General features: G+C 61.3%; 16 protein-coding genes. 7 read left to right on the top strand and 9 right to left on the bottom strand.

Annotation, left to right across the window (positions count from 1 at the left end; all coding sequences use genetic code 11):
* Nucleotides 1-2: 2 nt before the first annotated feature.
* The 7 genes from HBF25_RS03140 to HBF25_RS03110 form a co-directional block, all read right to left on the bottom strand.
* Nucleotides 3-1,220 carry a retroviral-like aspartic protease family protein gene (locus tag HBF25_RS03140; RefSeq protein ID WP_166946497.1) on the bottom strand — a complete coding sequence of 406 codons (1,218 nt, stop codon included), beginning with the start codon at nucleotides 1,218-1,220 and terminating at the stop codon, nucleotides 3-5.
* A gap of 109 nt (nucleotides 1,221-1,329) precedes the next feature.
* Nucleotides 1,330-2,583: an aspartyl protease family protein gene (locus HBF25_RS03135; RefSeq protein ID WP_166946496.1), complete on the bottom strand. Its 1,254-nt coding sequence runs from the start codon at nucleotides 2,581-2,583 to the stop codon at nucleotides 1,330-1,332.
* A 151-nt stretch (nucleotides 2,584-2,734) separates the two neighbouring features.
* The gene (locus HBF25_RS03130) at nucleotides 2,735-3,325 is read right to left on the bottom strand and encodes a hypothetical protein (protein WP_166946495.1); all 591 of its coding nucleotides are present in this window, start codon (nucleotides 3,323-3,325) and stop codon (nucleotides 2,735-2,737) included.
* A gap of 92 nt (nucleotides 3,326-3,417) precedes the next feature.
* Complete coding sequence (locus HBF25_RS03125) at nucleotides 3,418-5,646, bottom strand: peptidase domain-containing ABC transporter (protein ID WP_243853014.1); 2,229 nt, start codon at nucleotides 5,644-5,646, stop codon at nucleotides 3,418-3,420.
* The gene (locus HBF25_RS03120) at nucleotides 5,646-6,920 is read right to left on the bottom strand and encodes an HlyD family secretion protein (RefSeq protein ID WP_166946494.1); all 1,275 of its coding nucleotides are present in this window, start codon (nucleotides 6,918-6,920) and stop codon (nucleotides 5,646-5,648) included. The genes HBF25_RS03125 and HBF25_RS03120 overlap by 1 nt, the downstream gene beginning before the upstream one ends.
* Nucleotides 6,921-7,212: 292 nt before the next feature.
* Nucleotides 7,213-8,631, bottom strand: coding sequence for an ATP-binding protein (locus HBF25_RS03115; RefSeq protein ID WP_166946493.1), 1,419 nt, complete (start codon nucleotides 8,629-8,631; stop codon nucleotides 7,213-7,215).
* Nucleotides 8,624-9,370: a response regulator gene (locus HBF25_RS03110; RefSeq protein ID WP_208392393.1), complete on the bottom strand. Its 747-nt coding sequence runs from the start codon at nucleotides 9,368-9,370 to the stop codon at nucleotides 8,624-8,626. The genes HBF25_RS03115 and HBF25_RS03110 overlap by 8 nt, the downstream gene beginning before the upstream one ends.
* Nucleotides 9,371-9,563: 193 nt before the next feature.
* On the opposite strand from HBF25_RS03110, the gene HBF25_RS03105 reads away from it, so the two are divergent.
* From HBF25_RS03105 to HBF25_RS03085, 5 genes are all read left to right on the top strand, one after another.
* On the top strand, nucleotides 9,564-11,939 hold the full coding sequence (locus HBF25_RS03105) for a TonB-dependent receptor (protein WP_166946492.1): 2,376 nt from the start codon (nucleotides 9,564-9,566) through the stop codon (nucleotides 11,937-11,939).
* A 13-nt stretch (nucleotides 11,940-11,952) separates the two neighbouring features.
* Entirely contained in the window at nucleotides 11,953-12,633 is a 681-nt protein-coding gene (locus HBF25_RS03100; RefSeq protein ID WP_166946491.1) for a Fe2+-dependent dioxygenase, read from the top strand.
* Nucleotides 12,634-12,806: 173 nt separating this feature from the next.
* Entirely contained in the window at nucleotides 12,807-13,901 is a 1,095-nt protein-coding gene (locus tag HBF25_RS03095; RefSeq protein ID WP_208392392.1) for an ABC transporter substrate-binding protein, read from the top strand.
* Nucleotides 13,898-14,977 (top strand): FecCD family ABC transporter permease, encoded by a 1,080-nt coding sequence (locus tag HBF25_RS03090; RefSeq protein ID WP_250877034.1) that lies wholly within the window; start codon nucleotides 13,898-13,900, stop codon nucleotides 14,975-14,977. Before HBF25_RS03095 ends, HBF25_RS03090 begins: the two co-directional genes overlap by 4 nt.
* Nucleotides 14,974-15,741 (top strand): ABC transporter ATP-binding protein, encoded by a 768-nt coding sequence (locus HBF25_RS03085; RefSeq protein WP_166946489.1) that lies wholly within the window; start codon nucleotides 14,974-14,976, stop codon nucleotides 15,739-15,741. The genes HBF25_RS03090 and HBF25_RS03085 overlap by 4 nt, the downstream gene beginning before the upstream one ends.
* A gap of 215 nt (nucleotides 15,742-15,956) precedes the next feature.
* Here the strand turns inward: HBF25_RS03085 and HBF25_RS03080 are convergent, their stop codons facing one another.
* Nucleotides 15,957-16,868 (bottom strand): LysR family transcriptional regulator, encoded by a 912-nt coding sequence (locus HBF25_RS03080; protein WP_166946488.1) that lies wholly within the window; start codon nucleotides 16,866-16,868, stop codon nucleotides 15,957-15,959.
* 465 nt (nucleotides 16,869-17,333) lie between these two features.
* Between HBF25_RS03080 and HBF25_RS03075 the strand changes: the two genes are divergently transcribed.
* The gene (locus HBF25_RS03075; protein ID WP_166946487.1) at nucleotides 17,334-20,174 is read left to right on the top strand and encodes a TonB-dependent receptor plug domain-containing protein; all 2,841 of its coding nucleotides are present in this window, start codon (nucleotides 17,334-17,336) and stop codon (nucleotides 20,172-20,174) included.
* A gap of 312 nt (nucleotides 20,175-20,486) precedes the next feature.
* Nucleotides 20,487-23,327 (top strand): TonB-dependent receptor plug domain-containing protein, encoded by a 2,841-nt coding sequence (locus tag HBF25_RS03070; protein WP_166946486.1) that lies wholly within the window; start codon nucleotides 20,487-20,489, stop codon nucleotides 23,325-23,327.
* On the opposite strand, the gene HBF25_RS03065 is transcribed toward HBF25_RS03070, so the two are convergent.
* Nucleotides 23,309-23,518, bottom strand: coding sequence for a hypothetical protein (locus HBF25_RS03065; protein ID WP_166946485.1), 210 nt, complete (start codon nucleotides 23,516-23,518; stop codon nucleotides 23,309-23,311). The genes HBF25_RS03070 and HBF25_RS03065 overlap by 19 nt on opposite strands.
* Nucleotides 23,519-23,570: the final 52 nt, after the last annotated feature.

Below are 23,570 nucleotides of genomic sequence, written 5' to 3'. Positions count from 1 at the left end.
AATCACTTCGATTGCGAAACGTCACGGTGGTTTGTCGAGGCATCCGCCGCCCCTCCTTCCTTGGGTAGAATGCAGGCCCTGTGGGAAGAGAAGTCAATGAAGACATTGGCGTCTTTCAGAAAGTCTGAGCCGAGCGAGTACATGAAGTCGAGCTTATGTCCCGCAAATATCTGGGCAGTGACCGCAGAACGAATGGGGCCTGCGATGAGGGATACGCGTTTCTCAGCATAGGTAACGGTGGTCACCCCGTTTGCCGTCTGGATATCTTTCTTCTTGCTCGATTCCATCTCCCCTTCTGCCGCCCCTACTTTCATCAGATAGTTGGATGCCCCTGTATCCAGAGCTGCAAATTCAGGTTGACCGTCAATGGTTACGGGAAAACGAAGCCCTCCACCAAACCCGGTTAGCGGCGAAGCTAGAACAATAGGCTGCTCGCATGGTATGGCCGATGCATCTGCAGATAGCAATTGCACACCATCATGGGTGATAAGCATGGGGCCCAAGCGAGACATGACATCTAAGCCAATGGCACCTAGCCGTGCGCCTTTTAAGGCGACGATGGGCCAATGGCGTAGAGTTATGTCACCTAGCTGAATCTGATTTGCAATGCCAAGGGAAGATGCGGAATCCGCACCCGTGGTTCCCGTTACAGGCGTCCAGCCCGATTGGAGCAGCACCTTGGCTGCGCGCGCATCGGGCTCGTACAGATATGTCGAGGCGGCCCCCGTATCAAAAAAAAGTGAGATGGGGCGCCCATTGACTTTGGCGTCTACAAAGACACCCGCGACTTCAGATGTCCGATTGGGCATAAATACATGCTTGAAAGGAAGGCGATAGGATCCATGCGGCAGACTTAGCGTTGACGTACCGGATATATGCGACCACCTGGCATAGTCTTCTACATCATCCAGAACATCACTCACAGGCAGGGACGTTCCCGCTATGAATTCACCACTGGATGATTTCAACTGCGCGAGCTTGCTCGCCCAGCCCGAGATATTACCGCGCAATAAATCATTGCCGGCGGCCAGCGCTCTGCAAATAAAAGCCACTGTAGGACCATTTTGCAACTCTGCCTGCCGAATGCATTCCTGGCTTTTCTGGTCCGAAGCATCCAAATCATAGACCATACGCGAATAAATGACGTCGGCTACATAATGCTCGCCCCCCTGTGAGTTTTGACGAATTGCATTCACTTTTACCAGGTCGCCGTAACGCATCGCCTCCAGGGCACCGGCAGGGTCGCGCAAAGTTACGTGATGCCGAGGCGTTGTCACCACAGACGATAACGAAACCCCAAGCAGTAAAAACCTAAGGATCATCGCCTTATCAGCCTTGCGGAGCGTCAGGGCGGATCACCGAGACATCTGACTTTGTTATATCCTTTGACAGGATACAAGCCCTGCGGGAAGAGAAATCAATGAAGACATTTGCGTCCTTCAAAAAACCTGAGCCCAGCGAGTACTCATAGTCGAGTTTGGGGACTGGTAGTATCTCGGCAGTCACGGAAGTACGAATGGGCCCCGCGATAAGCGACACCTTTTTTTCTGAGTAGTTCGTTGTAAATCTTCCATTCGCTGTCTGGATATCTTTCTGTCTGGCCGGTGACATCTCGTCCGTCTGGCCACCCATTTTCGTCAGGTAGCTCGATGATCCCGTATCTAAAAGGGCCATGTGCGGCGCACCATCGATAGTGACCGGAAAACGAAGGCCTCCGACCCACCCGGTAAGCAACGAAGACAACGCGATAGGCTTTTGACATGAAATAGCCTCCATCTCGTCGCGGGACAGCAATTGAACGCCGTCATATGTAATCAACATAGGTCCGAGATGCGACATAACGTCCAGACCTATCGCGCCAAGCCGCGCATCAGGAAGACTGACAACGGGCCATTGGCTGAGAGCAATGTCTCCAATATGAACCTGCTTTGCGATACCCAAGGATGAAGAGGTATTCGCGCCAGTGGTTCCCTGCACGACAACCCATCCCTGCTGAAGCGGAATCTTTGCCGCGCGAGCATCGGCCGTGGAAATAATCGTGGAAAATGAACCGGTGTCAAAGCTCAGAGTAACGGGATGCCCGTTCATCTGAATGTCCAGGAAAACGCCGGATATATCATCCATGCCACCAGGTGAAAAGACGTGCTTGAACGGGAGTCGATAAGGCCTTTTCGGCGAATTCAGGATAGATGCAACAGGAATATGCGTCCACCTGGAAAAATCATCCACATCATCTAGAACGCTACGCACAGGCAAGCGCGTACCTTCAATAAACTCGCCACTGGATGACTTTAATTGAGCAAGCTTCGTCGCCCATTCGGCGATATTACCGTGCATTAGATTGTTACCCGCCATCAAGGCCTTGCAAATGAACGCCGTTGATGGTCCGTCCTGCAACTCAGCTTGGCGTACACACTCCCGCGCTTTACTATCCGACGCCTCCAGGTCACCTGTCATTCGCGAATAAATGACATCTGAAATATAGAAATCAGGGCCATGCGCGGCCCTTCGAATGGTTTCGATTTTTTCCAGGTCGCCTGCGCGCATGGCATCGAGACTCCCGGCTCCGTCGTGAAGATTCATATGGGGCACGGATGTCGTGGCAGCAGACGACAACGATACTCCCAGCAATAGAATTCCTAGTCGCCTCATGATCTTTTCCGCTTCAACCTACAGAGAACAAAGCACGGGCAGCACAACCACCCGCGCTTTGCTGATTGTATTGGGATGCCGCTTACTTGGCACCCAGCGTCAACATTCCATCCCACCCCTTGTCTGCCTTCTTCTCGATCAGCAAGCCAAGGTAATACTCGTTATGCGGCCCAAACGTAAACTGCGTAGCACCCTTCAAAACAGCCTGGTCAAAGTGAAACGTAGCTTCGACGCCATTATGTGTATAGCTACCATTGATAGCCGTGCTTACACTGCCCGATGCTGGATCAAGAGTCCCGCTCAAGGTAACATTGAAGGCATGAGTTGAAATGCTTGAACTCAAAGACGCCGACGCCACAAGATTTGTGCCGCTCATATCTGCACTGATGGTTAGTCCCGAAAAGACATCTGGGTTATAAGTCAATCCGTCCGGTGAATGATAAGGCAGATAGAGCTTGGCAGACTCGGGATTGGTAGAACCAAACGGGCTGCTACTTCTACCGGTCATCGAACCGCCGATACCCGGCTGGTGGTAATTTCCCACGATGATCTCACCAGGGTTCAGCGGTGCGGTGTAGTAACCCGTCACGCCGGTCGGCGGAAGGGTCGTCACGGGTATCTTGGTGATACCGCCGCCTACCTGATTGGCTTCTTCTCGTGTAATCAATCGCATGATCCTATTCCTTTGTGGTCAGTGGGAAAGCCTGTACTGATGTCAGAACACTATCTTCAGGTTCGGTCGTGCTTACGTTCTCCTTGGGTGTGTCAGTCGGGGAGATGGGTCTCGCTGGAATGCAGGGGCTTAGCGGCGGGTCGCGCCTCCATCACCTGAGCCGAGTGCACCACCAGAACGCGCTCCGCACTGGCAATGGTCTCCGGACGGTGAGCGATCATCACGCGCGTGATGGCCATGCGCTCAAGCGTGGCGCTGATCGCCCGTTCTCGAGGAATATCAAGATGGCTGGTGGCTTCGTCGAGCACCAGGATCCGAGGGGTCCGGTAGATGGCGCGAGCCAACAGCAGGCGCTGTTGCTGTCCTCCGGACAAACTGGATCCCATATCACCAACCAGGCTGTGGTAGCCCATGGGCATGGCGATGATGTCGTCGTGCAGCTGGGCCTGGCGTGCGGCGTCTTCGATGCGCTCAGGTGTTGCAGCCTCATCGAAGAAACTGATGTTTTCGGCGATCGAGCCCGCAAACAGGTGATCGTCCTGCATTACACTACCCACCATCTCGCGATAGCTTCGCTTTCCGAGCTGCCTGAGATCGAGGTTTCCGATACGGATCGTGCCGGCCTGGGGATCCAGTAGTCCCAGCATCAGTCGGGCCAACGTGCTTTTGCCACATCCCGAGGGCCCCACGATGGCCACTGACTCGCCCGGGCCGATGCTGAAGGAACAATCCTTCAACACCCATGGCTCTCCCTCTGCATAGCGAAAACTGACGTTCTCAAAATGGATCGAAGGCTCGGGTGAGGGGCCGACGTAGCTCCCCTCAGTAAAGGGCTCGGCTGGGGTCAGTACGATATCGGCCAGCCGCTCGCCCTGCAGGCGCATCAGCCGAAGCTGAATGAGGTAGTCGATCAGGCTGGCCGAGCGACTGGTGAACTGATCTGCGTAGGCCACGAAAGCCATCAACATGCCCGCACTGAACTCTCCTTTCAGGGCAAGCCATGCACCAAGCCACAGAATTCCTACCCGCTGCCCGCCACTGGTCAGGCTGTTGAGTGATCCAAACCACAAGTTGAGCCGCTGCACTGCGATGGAGGTGTTGAGCGTGTCCGCCGTGGCATTGAGATACCGGGAGGCTTGTGCAGGGCCCTGATTATGAAGGCGGACGGTCTGGACTCCGCGAACCGTTTCCATGAAGCAACTCTGTTGCCTGGCGCTCACCACGATCTGGCTGAGGTTGGATGCCTGATAAACCCTGAAATACAGTACTCGTGAAGCCGCGTAGACAAGTAATGCCAGTGCTGTAAGTCCGGCGAGCAAGGAGCTGTAGAGAAGCATCACGACCAAGGTGAATCCGGCCATCAGTCCATCAAGGATGACGCCGATGAACTGCGTGGTCAGTGTGTGCTGAATCGTATCGATGGCACCAAAGCGCGAAACGATGTCACCCAGATGTCGCTTCAGGAAATACGCCTGCGGAAGTCGAAGCAAATGCTGGAATACGTTACCTGTCCAGTTCAGGCTGATATGTGTCCCCAGCCACATCACTATCCAGGTGCGCAGCGCTGATACAGTAGTCTGCAGCACCAGGAGCAATAAAAAGCTCAGCCCCAGGAAAGACAGTAAATCCCGGTCACCATCAGCGAGCACCTGATCGACCACCATCTGCATGAACTGCGGCGCTGCGAGGGCGAATAACTCCAGCACCAAGGCCAGCGCGAAAATCTGCGCAAGGCTTCGCCCCAGTCCTTGAATGGAACCTGCCAGGAGGCGCAGCGACACGGGCGGTTCGGGTCGCTTACGCTGAAAATCCGGCCCCTTGCTGAGTTCCAGGGCCACTCCGGTGAAGTGACGGTCGACATCGGCCAGCGATATCACCCGTTCACCCACCGCAGGGTCATGAATCACTACATGCTTGCGTCGGACCTCACGCAGTACCACGAAATGATCCAGGTCCCAATGTAGGATGCACGGCGTCTGGAGCTGGCCAAGCTCGTCCATCTCCAGCCGGAGCTGGCGGGCGGTGAGTCCAAGTGACTGCGACATGTCCACGAGGCGCGCCAACGTGACGCCCTTGAGGGAAAGCGAGAAACGCCGGCGTAAAGCAGGCAAGTCGGTATGGTGACCGTAGTAGCCTGCAATCATCGCAAGGCAGGCCAGGCCGCATTCCGCAGATTCGACCTGGCGTATCAGCGGTAACCGCCGGCCGCTGCCAAAATGCAGGCGTGCTTTCGCGTCCACGGAGGCCGAGCACTCCATGTCGACACCTTCTCCGGTCCCGGTCGTGGGCACATCGTTCGCAGATTCAGACAGGCGGCGCATCAACGGGTGCCCTCGGCACGACGACGCATGCCATACAGCGGTTCGAATACCCACTCAATGAGGCGCCGACGATCCAGGAGCAAATCGGCGTCCAGTGCCATGCCCGGCTTGAGTGCTTCGCCTTTGCCGTAGGCATCGATGCTCTGCGCGGACAAGGCCACCTGTACGCGATACATGGGCTCATTGGTGGCCTGCTGGCCCAGTAAGGTAGTGACTTCGGCGGGTGTCAATGCGCTACGCGAGACACCGGTCACCCTGCCGTGATGCACTCCAAATTTCTGGTAAGGAAAAGCCTGGTAATGCAGCGCCACATCGGTCCCGTCATGGACAAAGCCTATCGCCCGACTGGGTACCAGTAATTGCGCTTGCAATGCTGACCCTCGTGGTACCAGCGACAACAGCGCTTGCCCGGCGCTTACAGCTTGCCCCGGCTTGATCAGGACCGAGGAAACCGTTCCATCGTATGGTGCACGCAAGACAACGGATCGTTCTGCTTCGTTTTGCGCGAGGGATTGATCCCCTTGGGCCATCTGGCGGTGCAGCTCATTGAGCTTGGCTTCACTGGTAAGGGGGAGCTGGGCAAGCTGGTGGATCACGCTGTCGATCTGCAGTGATGTCTCGTAGCGTTGACGGGTCAATGCTTTCACCTGCGCTTCCGCATCCAGCTCCTGGGATTCCTGCTGCTGGACTTGCAGGGAGGAAATGTAGCCTTTGACCAGCAGTGGGCGAATCTTTTCGAGCAATGCAAGCTGACTGCTTACCTGCCGGTGCTGAATGGCCAGCTGCGCATCGATTTGTGCCACCTGGTCTTGTAGGAGACGCTGCTGGTTGCGAAAACCCGCCGCCTGCTCATCAGACAGGTGCTGGGCATCCTTGATATCGATCTGAAGGCGCTCACGTTGTCCCTGCAGCAACGTGCTGATCTGTGCCGAGGTGTCCCCCAGGGCTTCACTGCTGCGTTCGCCAGACAACACGATCAAGGGATCGCCCGCCTTTACGGTCATGCCTTCGCGTGCGGCGACATGAGTCACCTGTCCCGCGGCACGTGCATACACGTCAATGAGCCCGGCCTGTGGGACCAGGGTGCCGGTGACATGTTCACGCCGGGTATAGTGGCCAGCTAGCAACCATCCGATGATGGTGCCACCGACGAGCAGGGACGCGAGCGTCCAGGCAGCATGCGAGACCGGGGAAGCAAGACGTACGCTACCTTTCAATGAGACACGACGGGCCTGCGCCACGCCTTCGCGGAACAGTGTTTCTGACGACGCCATGACCATCCTTAGTTAATGGATAAATCGCAGTTTCTTGCGATCCTTGTATTGTTTCTTGCGAAATCTCAGAGCGCACTCATGATCACGATAGGCGTTGCCCGCCGTGATGATCAGAAAGAGAACGTCTGATTCCTGATAAACGTCAGGGACGATCCGCCCCCCACATGACTTGTGGCCTATTCAACGAAGGTAGGATTTCCAGCCGTCGAGGTGGCCGCCTTGATCGACGACGACGCCAAGGATGCGATAAACAATGGGTGACAGGCGTTTACTTGTAATAACGATGTCGCGATCAAGGTAAGCTGACGTCGTTCATAGCCGATAGCGGAAGCCACAGCAGGGCTTCCAGCCCACCTGTTTCGCGATTGCGCAGGTCGAGTTCACCTTGATGGGCCTGGGCGATGGTGCGGGCGATGGCCAGGCCTAGCCCTGTTCCACCGGTTTCGCGATTGCGCGAGCTTTCCACGCGATAGAACGGCTCGAAGACCATGGGCAACGAAGCCTCGGGAATCCCCGGGCCGTGGTCGGCGACGATAATGGCGATTCCTTGCAGGCCATGTCGTTCTTCCTGACCCACAGATACCGTGCAGGCACCACCGGCATAGCGCATCGCGTTCTCGATCAGGTTTTGCAGGCAACGCCGGAGCGAGCGCGGGTAGCCCCAGATTTCCGCCGTGGTCGTGCCATGGATTTCCACGACACCGCCGGCTTCGATCGCATCTTCGGCAACGGCATGCACGAGCGTATCGACATCCACCTGCCGGCGATCCTCTTCCACGTTCGCGCCGCTGACCACGTCCAGTGTCGCTGCGATCATGGCTTCCATCTCGGCCAGTTCATGGCGGAACTTCTCGCGCAGTTCAACCGGCTCGATACGCTCCGCACGCAGGCGCAGGCGCGTGATGGGTGAACGCAAGTCATGCGAGACGGCGGCAAGAAAGCGCGCACGCTCGCGGATGCCATCCAGCAGGCGCTGCTGCATGAGGTTGAAGACCTGAGCCGCCTGGCGCACCTCCCGAGGCCCCTTCGGTTCCAGCGGCGCCGCGTTGAGGTTGCGCCCCAGGCGCTCGGCAGCCGCCGAAAGGATTTCCAGCGGGCGCACGGCGAGGCGCACGGCAAGGAAGGAAAGCAACACCACCGCCAGCAGGCGAAGCAGGTAGATGCGCAGGAAATAGTCGGCCGCAGCGAGGCCCGAGCGCACGTCCCTGCCCTCCTGTCCGGCCGAAAGACGGATATTCACCCAGGAGCCGTCACGTAGCTGCGCGTCCACGTCCAGCCGTGCAACGGGCATGCGCGCGAAGAAGACGGATACCGGGCCAAGGGGGTGGTCGTCGTCGCCGCGCAGATCCACCGGGCGCACCACGAGTGCGCGATGCCCCAGCTGCGAACGAAGCATATCGGCCAGAAGGCCGTCGGCCGGATGCGGGTGCTTGCGGGCCATGGCCTCGCCAGGCGCCGTGATGGGATGCACCTCGACGCCGCCCTCGATGAGCTGGGCGGCCCAGGTGGCGCGTGAATCAACAGGCATCGCATCGAGCAGGTGTACAACATCGGCAACATGGGCCGCGCCACTGCGCACCGGCACATCGGCAAGGCTACCGTAGCGCGCGTCGTACCAGACCGTGCCCGTGATCAGCTGTGACACGATCATGCCCACCACGAGGATGATCGCGATGCGCCCGGACAGTGACTGCGGCCAGAGCCTAGGCATGGGCGCGCGTGACTTCCGCGTTGAGCATGTAACCCTCGTTGCGCACGGTGCGGATGATCTCCGCGCCACGCGTGCGGCCGTCGAAGTGCTGGCGAAGACGACTCACGCAGACATCGATGGCACGATCATTCGGCGCCGCGTTGCGACCGAACACATGATCGAGCAGGAAGTCGCGCGACAGAGGTCGGCGCGGATGATCCAGCAGGGTTTTCATCGTGCGGAAATCCGAGCCGCCCAGGCTGATTGCCTTGCCCTCGGGCGATAGCAACTGCCGGGCCACGACATCAAGCCGCCAGTCCGCAAAAACGAGGAATGGCGCCTCGGTGGATGGTTCGGCCGGACGCGCGATACCTTCGCCCTGCACGGCATCATGGCGGCGCAATACCGCCTTCACGCGCGCAAGCAGTTCGCGCGGGTCGAACGGCTTGGGCAGGTAATCGTCCGCACCGACCTCAAGCCCCACGATGCGATCGAGCAAGGTGCCGCGCGCCGTAAGCATCACGATGCCCACCTGGGTGGTGGCACGCAACGTGCGACAGAGGCTGAGGCCGTCCTCCCCCGGCAGCATGAGGTCCAGGATCACCGCATCCGGCATCTCCTCGCGCATCGCCGCCCACATGGACGGACCATCGGCGGCGGCACTTACCCGGAAGCCGGCGTCGGCGAGGTATTCGCCCAGCAGTGCGCGGATGTCGGGGTCGTCGTCGACCACGAGCAGTGAGCGGGCGCGCATCTGCATCACAGGCACCTCCCGGGAAAGGCTGGCGTCAATACATTCCAATACATATCGATACGAGTCATGTCGGTTCCGACAATCGTGCAAAACATCCGGGACCTAGTCTATCCACATCGAAATGAGAATTGTTCCAAGCCAGCACCACCACCTGTGGAAGCGAGCTTCGTGACGCAATCGCTCGCCACAGGGAGACCCCATGTTCCAGCCGCACGCCGACCGCCCCAACCTCTCCGCCTCCCTCGCCCTCGGCCTTGCCTTCGGGGCGCTGGCCACGTTTGCCCCTGGGGCGCATGCCGCGGAAAACGATGCGGATACGCCGAAAAAGCAGACGTCGAACCTGCCGTCGATCCAGGTGGATGCACAGGCGGCCACACCTTACAAGATCGACGAGGTGTCGTCGCCCAGGTTCACCCAGCCGCTGCGCGATACCCCGCAGAGCATCACCATCGTGCCCAAGGCCGTGCTCGACGAGCAGAACGCGCAGACCTTGCAGGATGTGCTGCGCAACGTGCCGGGCATCACCTTCATGTCGGGCGAAGGCAACCTGGGCTGGGGTGACCTGTTCACCATTCGTGGCTTTTCGTCGGAGCAGAGTCTCACCGTGGACGGCGTGCGCGACGGCGGCATGTCCAGCCGCACTGACACGTTCGACCTCGATCAGGTCGAGGTCTACAAGGGCACCGGCTCGGTCGAATCCGGCGTGGCAGCCGTCGGCGGCAGCGTGAACCTGGTGAGCAAGGAAGCAAAGCTTGCCGACTTCAACCATGTGTCCATCGGTGCCGGGTCCGCGGAATACCGCCGCCTCACCGCCGACATCAACCACAAGCTGGGCGACGGCACCGCCCTGCGCATCAATGTCATGGGCCATCGCAACGGCGTGGTCGATCGAGACACGACCGATTACGACCGGCGCGGCGTGGCGGCATCACTGGGCTTCGGGCTGGATGGCCCGACCCACGTCTATATCGATGGCTTTCACCAGCGCGACCGCAACGTGCCCGATGGCGGCATACCCATCCAGCGCGGCACCCACGGTGATCCGATGCCGGGCGTACCGCGATCGGCATGGTATGGCGCGGCCGGCATCTATACGCAGCAGACCGCCAGCGATTCGCTCACGCTGAAGATCGAGCACGAAGCCAGCGATGACGTACACCTGCGCAACCAGACGCGCTGGCAGCGCACGGATAACTTCTCGGCGCTGTCGCCTGCCCGCTTCTTCTCGGCCGGCGCGAACGGCAAGAAGACCTGTACCGGGCCACGCTGCGCAACGCTCGGTTACATCGGCGTGGGCCCGCTATCCAATGCCTCGGGCGTGCCGTCATATACCGGCTTTGCCAATCTCGATAACCAGGACTACGGCATCCTGCGCGGCAACGACTTCGGTACGTCCACGCGCTACACGATGCTGGACAACCAGAGCGACGTGACCCTGCATTTCAACACGGGTACGTGGAAACACGATCTGGTGACGGGTATCGAGCTCTATCGCGAAAGCTACGGCGGCCTCGCACGTAACGCCTACGTACCCGCCGGCGACCTGTGGTTCAACCTCTCCGACCCGTCGCATGATTTTCCGGGCACCTGGACGCGCAAGGGCCTCGGCCAGCCGCGTTCCACGGTGACGGATGCTGCGGCTTACGTATCGGACACCATCACGCTCGCACCGCAGTGGCAGGCCCTCGCCTCGCTGCGCTACGACTACTGGCAGGCACGCACCACCCAGGTCGGTACCAAGCCCACGCGCAGCGACGATGGCGCCTGGAGCGGGCGCGCTGGCGTGGTCTACAAACCAGTGGAGCCGGGCAGCATCTATGTGTCCTACAGCCAGGCCGCCGAGCCGTCCGCGCTGGGCGCCACCACCAACAACCTCATCTACGGCTCGGTCAGCACCAATGCCTACACCCCGGCCAAGTCCAGCACCTGGGAACTGGGCAGCAAGTGGGATCTTCTCGACGGACAACTGGGCCTTACCGGCGCCGTGTTCCGCACGCAGCTGAGCAACTCGTGGGAATACCAGGAGGGTGAAACCTCGCCCGTTCGCGCATTGCCGGCCAAGCGGGTCGATGGCTTCGAGCTGGGCGCACAAGGCCAGCTCAGCGATCGGTGGTCGATTTTCGCGGGGTTGTCGCGCCTCATCAGCCGCCAGACCAAGGGAGCCAATGAAGGCCTCGCTGCCAAGAACGTGCCGGGATGGTCAGGCAACCTGTGGACGACGTATGCCGTCACCCCGGACCTGTCGCTGAGCTACGGCGCACAGTACGTCGGCAAGCAGCGCTTCAGCGATAACCGCTATGTCGGTGGCCAGAACAACAACAGCAGCTATGCCGTGGGGCCATCGGGTGTGTATCCGATCTATGTGCTCGATACGGACAAGGCGCCGTCGTACTGGGTGCACAGCCTCGCCGCGCGCTACCGCGTGAACGACCATCTTCACCTGAACCTCAGTGTGAACAACCTCTTCAACACCTTCTACTACGCGCGCATCGGCGCCTCGCTGGATGGCTTCCAGCTTTATGGCGTACCCGGTGCAGGACGCACCACGGTAGTCAGCGCGGACCTGTCGTTCTGAGGAATCGCCAACCATGATGCTCACGATCCCCGGTGTATTCACCCCCGAAGAAGCAGCGCAGATGCGTGAACGCCTTGCCGGGGCTGCGTGGGGCGACGGCAAGGCCACGGCCGGCATGCAGTCCATGGCGGTCAAGGAGAACCGCCAGGTACATGAGGACGACCCGGTCGGCCGCTCACTGGGCGACGAGATCATGCGTCGCCTCACGGCCAATGCCGTTTTCATGTCGGCCACGCTGCCTCGCCGCATCTATCCGCCGTTGTTCAATCGTTATGCGAATGGCGAATCCTTCGGTTTTCATGTGGACAACGCCGTGCGCGGCATCAAGGGCGTGCGAGAACGCGTGCGCACCGATGTCTCGTGTACGTTGTTTCTTGCGGATGCCGACAGTTACGACGGTGGCGAGCTGGTCATCCGCGACACCTACGGCACGCATCCGGTAAAGCTCGGCGCGGGCGACATGGTGGTCTACCCTGGCAGCAGCGTGCACAGGGTGGAACCGGTAACGCGAGGCGAGCGCTGGGCCAGCTTCTTCTGGGTGGAGAGCCTGGTCAGGCAGGACGCCTGGCGCAGCATGCTGTTCGACATGGACGTGGCCATCCAGCGACTCACCGCGCAACAGGCCGACAAGGCCTCGTTGCTGGAACTCACCGGCGTTTACCACAACCTGCTCAGGCAATGGGCCGACGTGTGATACGTGCCGATACACCACGACACGCCGTCGTGCATCCACGACACCGCAGCAATACGTTGCCGCCACACAATGGGCGGCTGACACGGGGGTTTTCAATCCCCTGCTCCCGCGAGTGACTACCGATGATCCCCTCCCTATCCCTTCGATCCACCCTGCGGCGCCTGCTTTGCGCCATGCCTTTCCTCCTGCTCGCCCTCGTCTCCCCGCTTGCCCATGCCGGCGAGACGGTGACCGACATGGCGGGGCGTCGCGTCACGCTGCCCGATCATGTCGATCGCGTGCTGCTGGGCGAAGGCCGCCTGCTATATGCAATGGCGCTGCTGGAAGGCAAGGATCCCCTGCACCGTATCGTCGGCTGGCAGGGTGACCTGCAAGCGCTCGATCCGCAGACCTGGGCTACTTACCAGAAGGCCTTTCCCGGTATCGACCGCATTCCGCTCATCGGCAAGTCATCCGAAGCGACCGTGAGTGTCGAGAAGGCGCTCTCGCTGAAGCCGGACCTGGCGATCTTCAGTGTCGGCGGCCATGGGCCAAGTCGTCACAACGCGCTGGTGCAGCGGTTCGAGGCGGCAGGTGTGCCGGTCGTGTTCGTGGATTTCCGCCAGAGTCCGCTGAAGGACACGCTGCCCAGCATCGAACTGATGGGCAAGGCCTTGCAGCGACAGACGCAGGCGCAGGCCTATATCGATTTCTACCGGCAGCACATGGCGCGCGTGCAGGCCGCCGTCGCATCCGTGCCAGCCAGCGAGCATCCCAGGGTGTTCGTCGAACTGCTGGCCGGGGTATGGGGCGGATGCTGCCATACGGTCGGCAAGGGCAACCTGGGTGAACTGGTGCAGGCAGCGGGAGGTGTCAACATCGCGGCGGACCTGCTGCCGGGCGTGATCGGCGATCTCAACCTGGAACAGGTAATCGCATCCGCACCTGAGGTATATGTCGCCACCGGCAGCCGTCGCGAGGGTGATCGCCCGGCGCTTCACATCGGCGCGCAGACCCCGGTGGACGAGTCGCGGCGCTCGCTCGATGCACTGCTTACCCGCCCGGGGCTGACGGCGATCAAGGCCATTCGCGAGGGGCATGTCCACGGCCTGTGGCACAACTACTACGACTCGCCGTACAACATCGTCGCCGTCGAAGCCTTCCTGAGCTGGTTCTATCCGGGGCGCTTCCCCGGCATCGATCCCGCCGCCACGCAGGCCGAGCTGTACAAGCGCTTCCTTGCCGTGCCGCCAGGCGGAACATACTGGGTGGACGGAGACAAGCCGTGACGCGCCCGGTTCCCTCCGAAGGGCTCGATCCGGTGCATGCGGACGCGAGCCGGCGCTATCGCCGGCTCAATGCGTTGCGCGTGCTGGGCCTGCTCGGCATCGTGGCCCTGATCGTCATCGCCGTGGCGATGGACTTCACTCACGGGCCGTCACCGCTCGCGCTGGGTGACCTGTGGCGCGCCCTGGTGTCGCCCGGCAAGGTCTCGCCGGAGGTCGGCGTCATCGTCTGGCAGGTGCGCCTGCCCTATGCGTTGATGGCCGTGCTGGTGGGCGCCTGCCTCGGCCTGGCCGGCGGCGAGATGCAGACCATCCTCAATAATCCGCTGGCAAGCCCCTATACGCTGGGTGTTTCCGCAGCAGCAGCCTTCGGTGCGGCACTGGCCATCGTGCTCGACATGCACATCCCCGGCGTGCCGGTGTCGTGGCAGGTACCGATCAATGCATTCGCGTTTGCGCTTGCCAGCGCGTTGATCCTCGATGGCGTGGCGCGCTGGCGTGCCCTGCCCACGGCGGGCGTGGTGCTGATGGGTATCGCGCTGGTCTTCGTGTTCCACGCACTGGTGTCGCTGTTGCAATTCGTGGCGACGGAAGACGCCTTGCAGGGGCTGGTGTTCTGGACACTCGGCAGTCTCGTGCGCGCGGACTGGACCAAGCTGGCCGTGCTCGCCATTGCCCTGTTGTTCGGGTTGATCCTGGCCTTGCGTCAGTCATGGGCCATGACGGCGCTGCGCCTTGGTGAAGATCGTGCGGCGAGCTTCGGCGTGGATGTGAAACGACTGCGCCTGGGTACGCTGCTTCGCGTCTCGGCACTGTCCGCGCTGACGGTGTCCTTCGTCGGAACGATCGGGTTTATCGGCCTGATCTCGCCGCATATCGCGCGGGCGCTGTTCGGTGAAGACCACCGGTTCTACCTGCCTGGCTGCGTCACCGTCGGTGCGTTGGTGATGTCGCTGGCCTCCATCGCCTCCAAGGGCATCCTGCCGGGCGTCATCATTCCCGTGGGTATCGTGACGGCGCTGGTGGGTATTCCGTTCTTTCTCGTGATCGTCGTACGGGCGAGCGGGAGGATGTCATGAGCCAGGGGTTGCTTGCCCGTGGCTTGCAGGTGCGCCTGGGTGGCCGTGACATCCTGCATGGGCTGGATGTCGGTCCGTGGCAGGCTGGCGAGGTCACCGCGTTGCTCGGGCCGAACGGTAGTGGCAAGTCCACCTTGCTGAGGGCGCTTGCCGGGCTGGTGCCGATGCACGGGCATATCCAGCTCGGATCTGCCGTGGTTTCCGGGCGAGCGGCGCGCAGCGATACCGTTTATCTGCCGCAGGCGTTGCCCGCCGGTGTACATCTGCGTGTGCTTGAGTCCGTGATTGCCGCGGCGCAGGCAGGATCGGGGCGTAAAACAAGTCCGGAAGAAGCCATGGCGTTGCTGGCGAGTCTTGGCATTGATCCGCTTGCGATGCATTTTCTCGATCAGCTGTCGGGAGGCCAGCGGCAATTGGCAGGGCTCGCCCAGGCGCTTGTGCGACGCCCTTCGGTGCTGCTTCTCGATGAGCCGCTGAGTGCGCTGGATCTTAATCATCAGTTGCAGGTGATGCGCATGGTGGTCGAGGAGACACGGGCGCGTGCAATGGTTACGGTCGTCGTGCTGCACGATCTCAACACCGCGCTGCGTTTCTGCGACGAGACGGCGATGTTACGCGGCGGCCGCATCGAAGCGGCTGGTCACACGCGTGATGTGATCTCTCCCGCCACGGTAGAGCGCGTCTACCGCGTCACCGCACGCCTGGAACCCTGCTCCCAAGGCCGCCCCCAGCTCATCGTCGATAACGCACTATCCGGCATGTAGGAGCGCGCCTGCGCGCGACCCGGGTTTCGCGAAGAGCGGTCGCGCGCAAGCACGCTCCTACAAGGGTGGGCTTTTGTAGGAGCGCGCCTCGCGCGCGACAGGGCCTCGCACAGGGCGGTCGCGCGCAAGCACGCTCCTACAGGGGTGGGCTTTTGTAGGAGCGCGCCTCGCGCGCGACAGGGCCTCGCACAGGGCGGTCGCGGGCAAGCACGCTCCTACAGGGTGGTTTCGGTGTGGTGGCGGATCATTTCTACCAGCTGGCGCAGGCCGGGGGGCGACTGGCGGCGGCTGGGGTAGTACATGACGAAAGGCGGGCCCATGGACGACCATTCGGGCATTACCAGTTCCAGGCGCCCAGAAGCCAGCTCATCGCGCACACGCCACTCGAGGCAATAGGCCAGGCCGATGCCGTTGAGTGCGGCTTCGATGGCGGCTGCGCTTTCGTTCACCCGGATGCTGCCCGGGCAATCGATGCGTACCATGGCATCGCCGTCGCCAAGCTCCCACGCATACGCCGTCTGGTCGCCAAGACGCATCTGCACGCACGAGTGCTGAAGAAGATCGTCAGGACGTGACGGACGCCCATGCCGTGCAAGATAAGCCGGCGAGCCTACGATGACCCAGCGCAGCGGCGGCGTGAGCGGTACCGCGACCATGTCCTTTGGCGTAGACGCACCGTAACGAATACCCGCTTCATACCCTTCGGCCACGACGTCGATCAGGCGATCCTCCACCGCAAGGTCGAGATGCACCTGTGGAAACGCCTCGAAAAACTGCGGCAGCACCGGTGACACCAGCAGTCGTGCCGCATCGTGCGGCACGTTGATCCGCAGGCGACCCACCGCGTGATCGCGATAGGCCTCCAGTGCACTCAGGCCGTTACTGATGGTTTCCAGTCCTTCGGACAGGGCGTCGGCCAGATCGGTGCCGGCCGGTGTCAGCGACACCGACCGGCTCGTCCGGTTGAGCAGGCGCACCTCGAGGCGATCCTCGAGTTTTTTCATCGTATGGCTCAAGGCCGATGCCGTAAGCCCCAGCTCCGTCGCCGCCTGGCGAAAGCTTCCGCGCCGGGCGATGGTGAGGAAGACGTTCAGATCGGCGAGATCGGAGCGTGAAAAACCTGCCATGCGGGGATTGCCTCGTTAGTCGTCTGGGCGGATGGCTTCCGCTGAGTATCCTTCATTTGATGAACAAGGAATCGACATGAAAGATAGATTGCAATTGACTGATTTTAAATGGTAATAGACTGATTCGCACTCACCATGCCACTGAGCATAATTCATCGGTGAAGCTCATCTAAGCAGTAAATCGTCAGAAAATGTCGCGATATCTCGCTCTTTTTTGTGCAAAGCATCAAATTTGCACGTTTTGTCCAAATAAAGCGCAACTTAGGACGAAATGAGGATTTTCTTAGCGGAAGATCTTGTGCAGAGCGTGACGTGAGCGTTATGTTGCGGTTACGCCGCTATGTCGAGGGGGATCGACGGCGTGGGGTCCCCACCCCTTCCCCGCACCACAACCCACGTGACGGTGCCAACGCACTGTCGTAGTCGTTGCACGGCCTGCCGGGAGGCAGGGCGCGGAGATCAACCATGAATACGTTCAACCATCGGGGCGCCTTCCAGCGCACCGCTCTTGCTATTGCCCTGGGCTCCTGTCTGCTTTCGGCGGCGGCCTACGCCCAGGACGCCGCTCCGGCGGCCGACCCCGCCAAGACCCAGAACCTCGAGACCGTCACGGTCACCGGCTCGCGCATCCGTTCGGTGGATGTCGAGACGGCCCAGCCGGTGTTCACGCTGGACCAGAAGGCCATCAAGGCCACCGGCCTGACCAACGTCAACGAGATCCTGGCCCGCCTGCCGTCCACCGGCACCCCGGACCTTACCAACCAGAGCCCGCTCAGCAACGGTGACGGCGCTGGCGGCACCTACGTCAACATCCGCAACCTGGGTTCCAAGCGCACCCTCGTGCTGGTGGACGGACGCCGCTGGAGCTCCACCCTGGGCGGCCTGACCGATCTGTCGACCATCCCGGTCGCCATCATCGAGCGCATCGACGTCCTGAAGGACGGCGCCTCGTCGATCTACGGCTCCGACGCCATCGGCGGCGTGGTGAACATCATCACCAAGCACAAGTACGACGGCGCCGACATCAACCTGTACTTCGGGGAGAACGGCAAGAGCGACGGCAAGCAGAAGAATGCCCAGTTCACCTGGGGTCACAGCACCAAGAACAACTCGCTGATCCTGGCTGCCTCGCAGCAGGAAACCGACCCGATGGCCAGCAGCACCCGCGCGCTGACCCGCTATCCGCAGGGCCCGCGCCATCCGAACGACGGCTACGGCCGCAGCGGCCTGGGCGTGGTCACCAGCCCGGCCGGCAAGCCGTACACCCTGAACCCGGGCGGCAACGCCGCGAACCTCGCCGACTACACCGCGGGCGGCGCACCGGGCTACAACACGCAGATGGATTCGACCTTCCGCGGCGGCACCAAGCTGCGCAACCTGTTCGTTTCCGATCGCTACAACCTCACCGACAACATCACGCTGCACGCCACGGGCAACTACAGCGTGCGCGACAGCCGTTCGGTCGTGGCCGGCTATCCGTTCGGTTCGAACTCGGCCCCCGGCCTGGCCCTGTCGGGCCAGAATGCCTACAACCCGTTCCCGGGTAACGACGTGGGCTTTGCGCGTCGCCTGACCGAATTCCCGCGCGAGACCAAGTTCCAGAACAAGGTGGCGCACTTCGACGTGGGCGCAGAAGGCTTCTTCACCTTCCTCAGCCACGACTGGAACTGGGACGCGACGTATACCTACTCGCAGTCCAAGTTCAAGCAGGTCGCCACCAATAACGTCTTCCTGCCGAACGCCCGCAAGGCGTTGGGCCCGACGAGCGTGATCAATGGCCAGGTGGCCTGCGCCAACGCCGCCGACCGTGCGGCCGGCTGCCTGCCGTGGAATATCCTGGCCGGTCCGTCGGCCATGAGCCCGGCCTTGTGGAACTACCTGGGCTACCAGGCCACCGACCGTTCGCAGCAGAAGACCAACGACTTCAGCGCCAACGTCGGCGGCGGCCTGTTCGACCTGCCGGGCGGCACGGTCAGCATCGCCGGCGGTGTCGAGCACCGCAAGGAATCGGGCAGCTACTCGCCCGACGCCAACGACGTGCTGCAGCTCACCACCAACCCGTCGTCCGATCCGACCAAGGGCAGCTACATCGTGAACGAGGCCTACCTCGAACTCGACGTGCCCCTGCTGCGTGACCTGCCGGGTGCGCAGGAGCTGGGCGTGAACGTGGCCAGCCGCTACTCGCACTACAGCAACTTCGGCAGCACCACCAACAACAAGTACAGCTTCCGCTACCGTCCGATCGAAGACGTGCTGATCCGCGGTACCTATGCCGAAGGCTTCCGCGCCCCCAGCATCGCCGACCTCTACCAGGGTGCCGAGCAGACCTTCGAGAGCTATCTCGATCCCTGCGACAGCAAGTTCGGCGTGTCCGCCGGTCGTGGTGCCTGCGCCGCCCAGGGCGTGCCGGCCAACTTCCGCCAGATCAACCAGAACGGCCAGCCGGTCAGCAGTGCCAACGGTGATGCGGGCGCCACGCCGTTCACCATCGCCGGCAATCGCAACGTGAAGCCCGAGAAGTCGATCACCCGCACCGCGGGCATCGTCTACAGCCCGCACTACGTGCAGGGCCTGGACTTCACCCTGGACTTCTACAAGGTCCAGATCAACAACGCGATCACCACGCTCAGCTCCGACAGCATCCTCAATTTCTGCTACATCCAGAACCTGCCGCAGTTCTGCCAGTACGTCAGCCGCGACAAGACCGGTGCCATCAGCAACCTGGTGGAATCGCCGGCCAACGTCGGCAAGATCCAGACGCAGGGTTACGACTTCGGCGTGCACTACCGCCTGCCGGAAACCTCGATCGGTACGTTCGCCGTCTACTCCGACAGCAGCTACCTGAAGCAGTACGACGAAACCCCGGGACCGGGTTCGGCCGTGCGCCACCTCGCCGGCTACATGGTCAAGCAGTCGGTAGCCACCGGTGGCGTGGAAGGCCAGTTCCGCGTGCGTTCCAATCTTTCGCTGAACTGGGATTACCAGTCGTTCGGCGCGAGCTGGACCATGCGCTACTTCTCGGGCCTGAAGGACAGCTGCTATGACTCCTTCGAGTGCTCCAACCCGACGGAAGTCAACAACGACAGCGGTCAGCTGGGCGTGGCGAAGAAGGGTTCGGTCACCTTCAACGATGCGCAGTTCCGTTACCGCGCACCGTGGAACGCAACCTTCTCGGTCGGCGTGAACAACGTCTTCAACCGCAAGGGTCCGTTCTACTACCGCGCTGCCAGCTCCGGTATTCCGCCGTACTACTCGGGCTTTGACATCGATCGCTTCTTCTACGTGAGCTACGACCAGAAGTTCTGATCGTCCTGAAGCCGGGGCCGGGCTCGCGAATCCTTGCGATTCGCAAGTCCGGCCCCGGTTTTTTTTGGACGAAAATATCGCCGGATAGACGTTGCTGCCACAATCTCTTTCGAATCGTCATTTAGTAGACGCAACAGCCTTGTAGGGCCTGTGACGCGAGCGTTATGTTCGTGTTACGCCGTCATGTCGAGGGGGAATCGACGGCCCGGGTTTCCCCGCCCTCCCCGCCAAACCAACCTCACATCGGTGGCGCCACAAGCGCCGCTTAAGTAGTCGTTCGTCCTGTAGCCAGGCCGGGCATGGAGATCCAGCATGAATTCGTTCAATTTCCGGAGCGCGCCGAAGCGCACCGCGCTTGTTGTCGCCCTGAGTGCGTGTTTGCTCTCGACCGCAGCATTTGCCGATGACAACGGCGACAAGGCCGACGCCTCGAAGACGCAGAACCTGGAAACCGTCACGGTCACCGGTTCGCGCATCCGTTCGGTGGACATCGAGACCTCGCAGCCCGTGTTCACCATGGACAAGCAGGCCATCAAGGCCACCGGCCTGACCAACGTCAACGACGTGCTCGCCCGCCTGCCTTCGGCCGGCACCCCGGACATCACCAACCAGAACCCGCTTGCTGAAGGTTCGGACGTCGGCGGCAACTTCGTCAGCCTGCGCAACCTCGGCGCCGCCCGCACCCTCGTGCTGGTGAACGGCCGCCGCTGGAGCACGTCCATCAATGGCCTGACCGATCTTTCGACCATCCCCGTATCGATCATCGATCGCATCGACGTCCTCAAGGACGGCGCGTCCTCGATCTACGGCTCCGATGCCATCGGTGGCGTGGTCAACATCATCACCAAGCAGAAGTTCGACGGCGCCGAAGCCAATGTGTACTTCGGTGAGAACGGCAAGGCCGACGGCAAGCAGAAGAACGCCGATTTCACCTGGGGTCACAGCACCGCCAACAACTCGCTCATCCTGTCGGCCACGCAGCAGCAGACCGATCCGCTAATGAGCCGTGACCGCTACCTGACCAGCTTCCAGAACGGCCCACGTCACCAGGGCACCGGCCTTGGCCTGTCGGGCGTTGCTTCGATCATCAATCCGAACAACGGCGACAAGCTGCAGCTGAACCCGGGCGGCAACGCCGCCAACCTCGCCGATTACTCGGTGGGCAACCCGGCCGGCTACAACACCCAGCAGGACACCATGTTCCGCACGGGTACCAAGCTGCGCAACCTGTTCGTCAGTGACCGCTACAACCTGACCGACAACATCATCCTGCACGCCACTGGCACCTATAGCGTGCGCGATTCTGATTCGCAGGTGGCCGGCTTCCCGGTGACCACCGGCAACACCGGTCTCGACCTGTCTGGCCAGAACGGCTACAACCCGTTCCCGGGCCAGGACGTGGACATCTCGCGCCGCCTGATCGACGAGCCGCGTGACAGCTACTTCAAGGACAAGATGGCCCACCTCGACGTGGGCGCGGAAGGCTTCTTCACCTTCCTCAACCACGACTGGAACTGGGACGCGACCTACACCTATTCCGACTCGAACGTTCGCCAGACCAACGCCGGCAACATCTTCCTGCCGCGCGCACAGGCGGCTCTTGGCCCGACGACGATGATCAACGGCCAGATCGCCTGTGCCAATGCCGTCGACCGCGCTGCAGGCTGCACGCCCTGGAACTTCGCAGCGGGCAATGCCGGCATGACACCGGCCCTGTGGAAGTACATCGGCTACGATTCGGTCTCGTACACCCACGCTAAAACCAATGATTTCTCCGCCAATGTCAGCGGGGGCCTGTTCGACCTGCCGGGCGGCACGGTCAGCATCGCTACCGGCTACGAGCATCGGAAGGAACAGGGCAGCTTCACGCCCGACGCCAACGACGCGGCAGGCCTCACCAGCAACAATGCCTCGTCGCCGACGAGCGGTGGCTACATCGTGAACGAAGGCTACGTCGAACTCGACGTACCGCTGCTGCGTGACCTGCCGTTCGCAAAGGAGCTGGGCGTCAACGTCGCCAGCCGTTATTCGCACTACAGCAACTTCGGCAGCACCACCAACAGCAAGTACAGCTTCCGCTATCGTCCGTTCGAAGACCTGTTCATTCGCGGCACCTACGCCCAGGGCTTCCGCGCCCCGAGCATCGCCGACCTGTACCAGGGTTCGGCGCAAAGTTTCGATACCTACCTCGACCCGTGCGATGCCGTGTTCGGCGCAGCTTCGGCCAAGCCGTTGTGCGCAGCACAGGGCGTGCCGGCTAACTACCGCCAGGCAGACGCGACGGGTGTACCGATCACGAACGCCGCGGGTGCGCCGACGACGCAACCCTTCACGCAGCAGGGTAACCCGAACGTGAAGCCGGAAACCTCCATCACCCGCACGGCCGGCTTCGTCTACAGCCCGCACTTCGTGCCGGGCCTGGATTTCACGCTCGACTACTACAAGATCGAGGTGAACAACGCCATCACCTCGCAGGGCGCCGCCGGCATCCTGAACTACTGCTACATCCAGAACCTGCCGCAGTTCTGCCAGTTCATCACGCGTGACGCGGCCGGCACGGTCACCAATGTCATCGAGAGCCCGGCCAACGTCGGCAAGATCCAGACGCAGGGTTACGACTTTGGCGTGCATTACCGCCTGCCGGAAACCTCGATCGGTACGTTCTCGATCGCTTCGGACAGCACCTACCTGAAGCAGTACGACGAAACGGCCGGTCCGGGCGCCGCCGTGCGTCACCTGGCGGGCTACGTGGTCAACCAGGCGGTTGCCACCAGCTCCGTGCAGGGTGAGTTCCGCGTGCGTTCCAACCTCACGCTTTCCTGGGAGAAGGGTGCGTTCGGTGCCAGCTGGACCATGCGTTACTTCTCGCGCCTGAAGGACACCTGCGTTGATGATTTCGAGTGCTCCAACCCGAGCGAAATCAACAACGATTCGGGCAACGCGGGCGTGATCAACCGTGGCTCGGTGACGTTCAACGATGCTCAGGTGCACTACACGGCACCTTGGAAGGGCACCTTCACCGTCGGCGTAAACAACCTCTTCAACCGCAAGGGGCCGTTCTACAACGACGTGATAACCGGTGGCGTGCCGCCGTACTACCCGGGCTTCGACGTGGATCGTTACGTCTACATGAGCTACGACCAGAAGTTCTGATCCTGCCGGGATGGCGTCGCCATGGCGCCATTCCATGCCGGGTTCTTTTGCGCATCGCATCCGGAAACGGGTGCGGTGCGTTTTTTTATGCCTCGCATTTTTTTGCAGGAGCGCGCCTGCGCGCGACCGATTTCCGCGATATGACCGGTCGCACGCAAGGCGCGCCCTTCCAAGAACTTGCGAAACTTCACAAATTGGACAAAACCATCTTGTAGGACAAGTGACGCGCGCGTTATGTTGTTG

This window comes from Luteibacter anthropi (genome assembly GCF_011759365.1).
In the GTDB taxonomy this organism is placed as follows: Bacteria; Pseudomonadota; Gammaproteobacteria; order Xanthomonadales; family Rhodanobacteraceae; genus Luteibacter; species Luteibacter anthropi.
This window is presented reverse-complemented; position numbering and strand designations above follow the sequence as displayed.

What these genes read in the sequence shown, in the direction of transcription:
- HBF25_RS03105 (WP_166946492.1), top strand. Translation starts at nt 9,564, where the DNA reads ATGTTCCAGCCGCACGCCGACCGCCCCAACCTCTCCGCCTCCCTCGCC.
- HBF25_RS03095 (WP_208392392.1), top strand. Translation starts at nt 12,807, where the DNA reads ATGCCTTTCCTCCTGCTCGCCCTCGTCTCCCCGCTTGCCCATGCCGGC.
- HBF25_RS03100 (WP_166946491.1), top strand. Translation starts at nt 11,953, where the DNA reads ATGATGCTCACGATCCCCGGTGTATTCACCCCCGAAGAAGCAGCGCAG.
- HBF25_RS03075 (WP_166946487.1), top strand. Translation starts at nt 17,334, where the DNA reads ATGAATACGTTCAACCATCGGGGCGCCTTCCAGCGCACCGCTCTTGCT.
- HBF25_RS03080 (WP_166946488.1), bottom strand. Translation starts at nt 16,868, where the DNA reads ATGGCAGGTTTTTCACGCTCCGATCTCGCCGATCTGAACGTCTTCCTC.
- HBF25_RS03070 (WP_166946486.1), top strand. Translation starts at nt 20,487, where the DNA reads ATGAATTCGTTCAATTTCCGGAGCGCGCCGAAGCGCACCGCGCTTGTT.
- HBF25_RS03085 (WP_166946489.1), top strand. Translation starts at nt 14,974, where the DNA reads ATGAGCCAGGGGTTGCTTGCCCGTGGCTTGCAGGTGCGCCTGGGTGGC.
- HBF25_RS03110 (WP_208392393.1), bottom strand. Translation starts at nt 9,370, where the DNA reads ATGCAGATGCGCGCCCGCTCACTGCTCGTGGTCGACGACGACCCCGAC.
- HBF25_RS03125 (WP_243853014.1), bottom strand. Translation starts at nt 5,646, where the DNA reads ATGCGCCGCCTGTCTGAATCTGCGAACGATGTGCCCACGACCGGGACC.
- HBF25_RS03140 (WP_166946497.1), bottom strand. Translation starts at nt 1,220, where the DNA reads ATGCGTTACGGCGACCTGGTAAAAGTGAATGCAATTCGTCAAAACTCA.
- HBF25_RS03130 (WP_166946495.1), bottom strand. Translation starts at nt 3,325, where the DNA reads ATGCGATTGATTACACGAGAAGAAGCCAATCAGGTAGGCGGCGGTATC.
- HBF25_RS03135 (WP_166946496.1), bottom strand. Translation starts at nt 2,583, where the DNA reads ATGAATCTTCACGACGGAGCCGGGAGTCTCGATGCCATGCGCGCAGGC.
- HBF25_RS03115 (WP_166946493.1), bottom strand. Translation starts at nt 8,631, where the DNA reads ATGCCTAGGCTCTGGCCGCAGTCACTGTCCGGGCGCATCGCGATCATC.
- HBF25_RS03120 (WP_166946494.1), bottom strand. Translation starts at nt 6,920, where the DNA reads ATGGCGTCGTCAGAAACACTGTTCCGCGAAGGCGTGGCGCAGGCCCGT.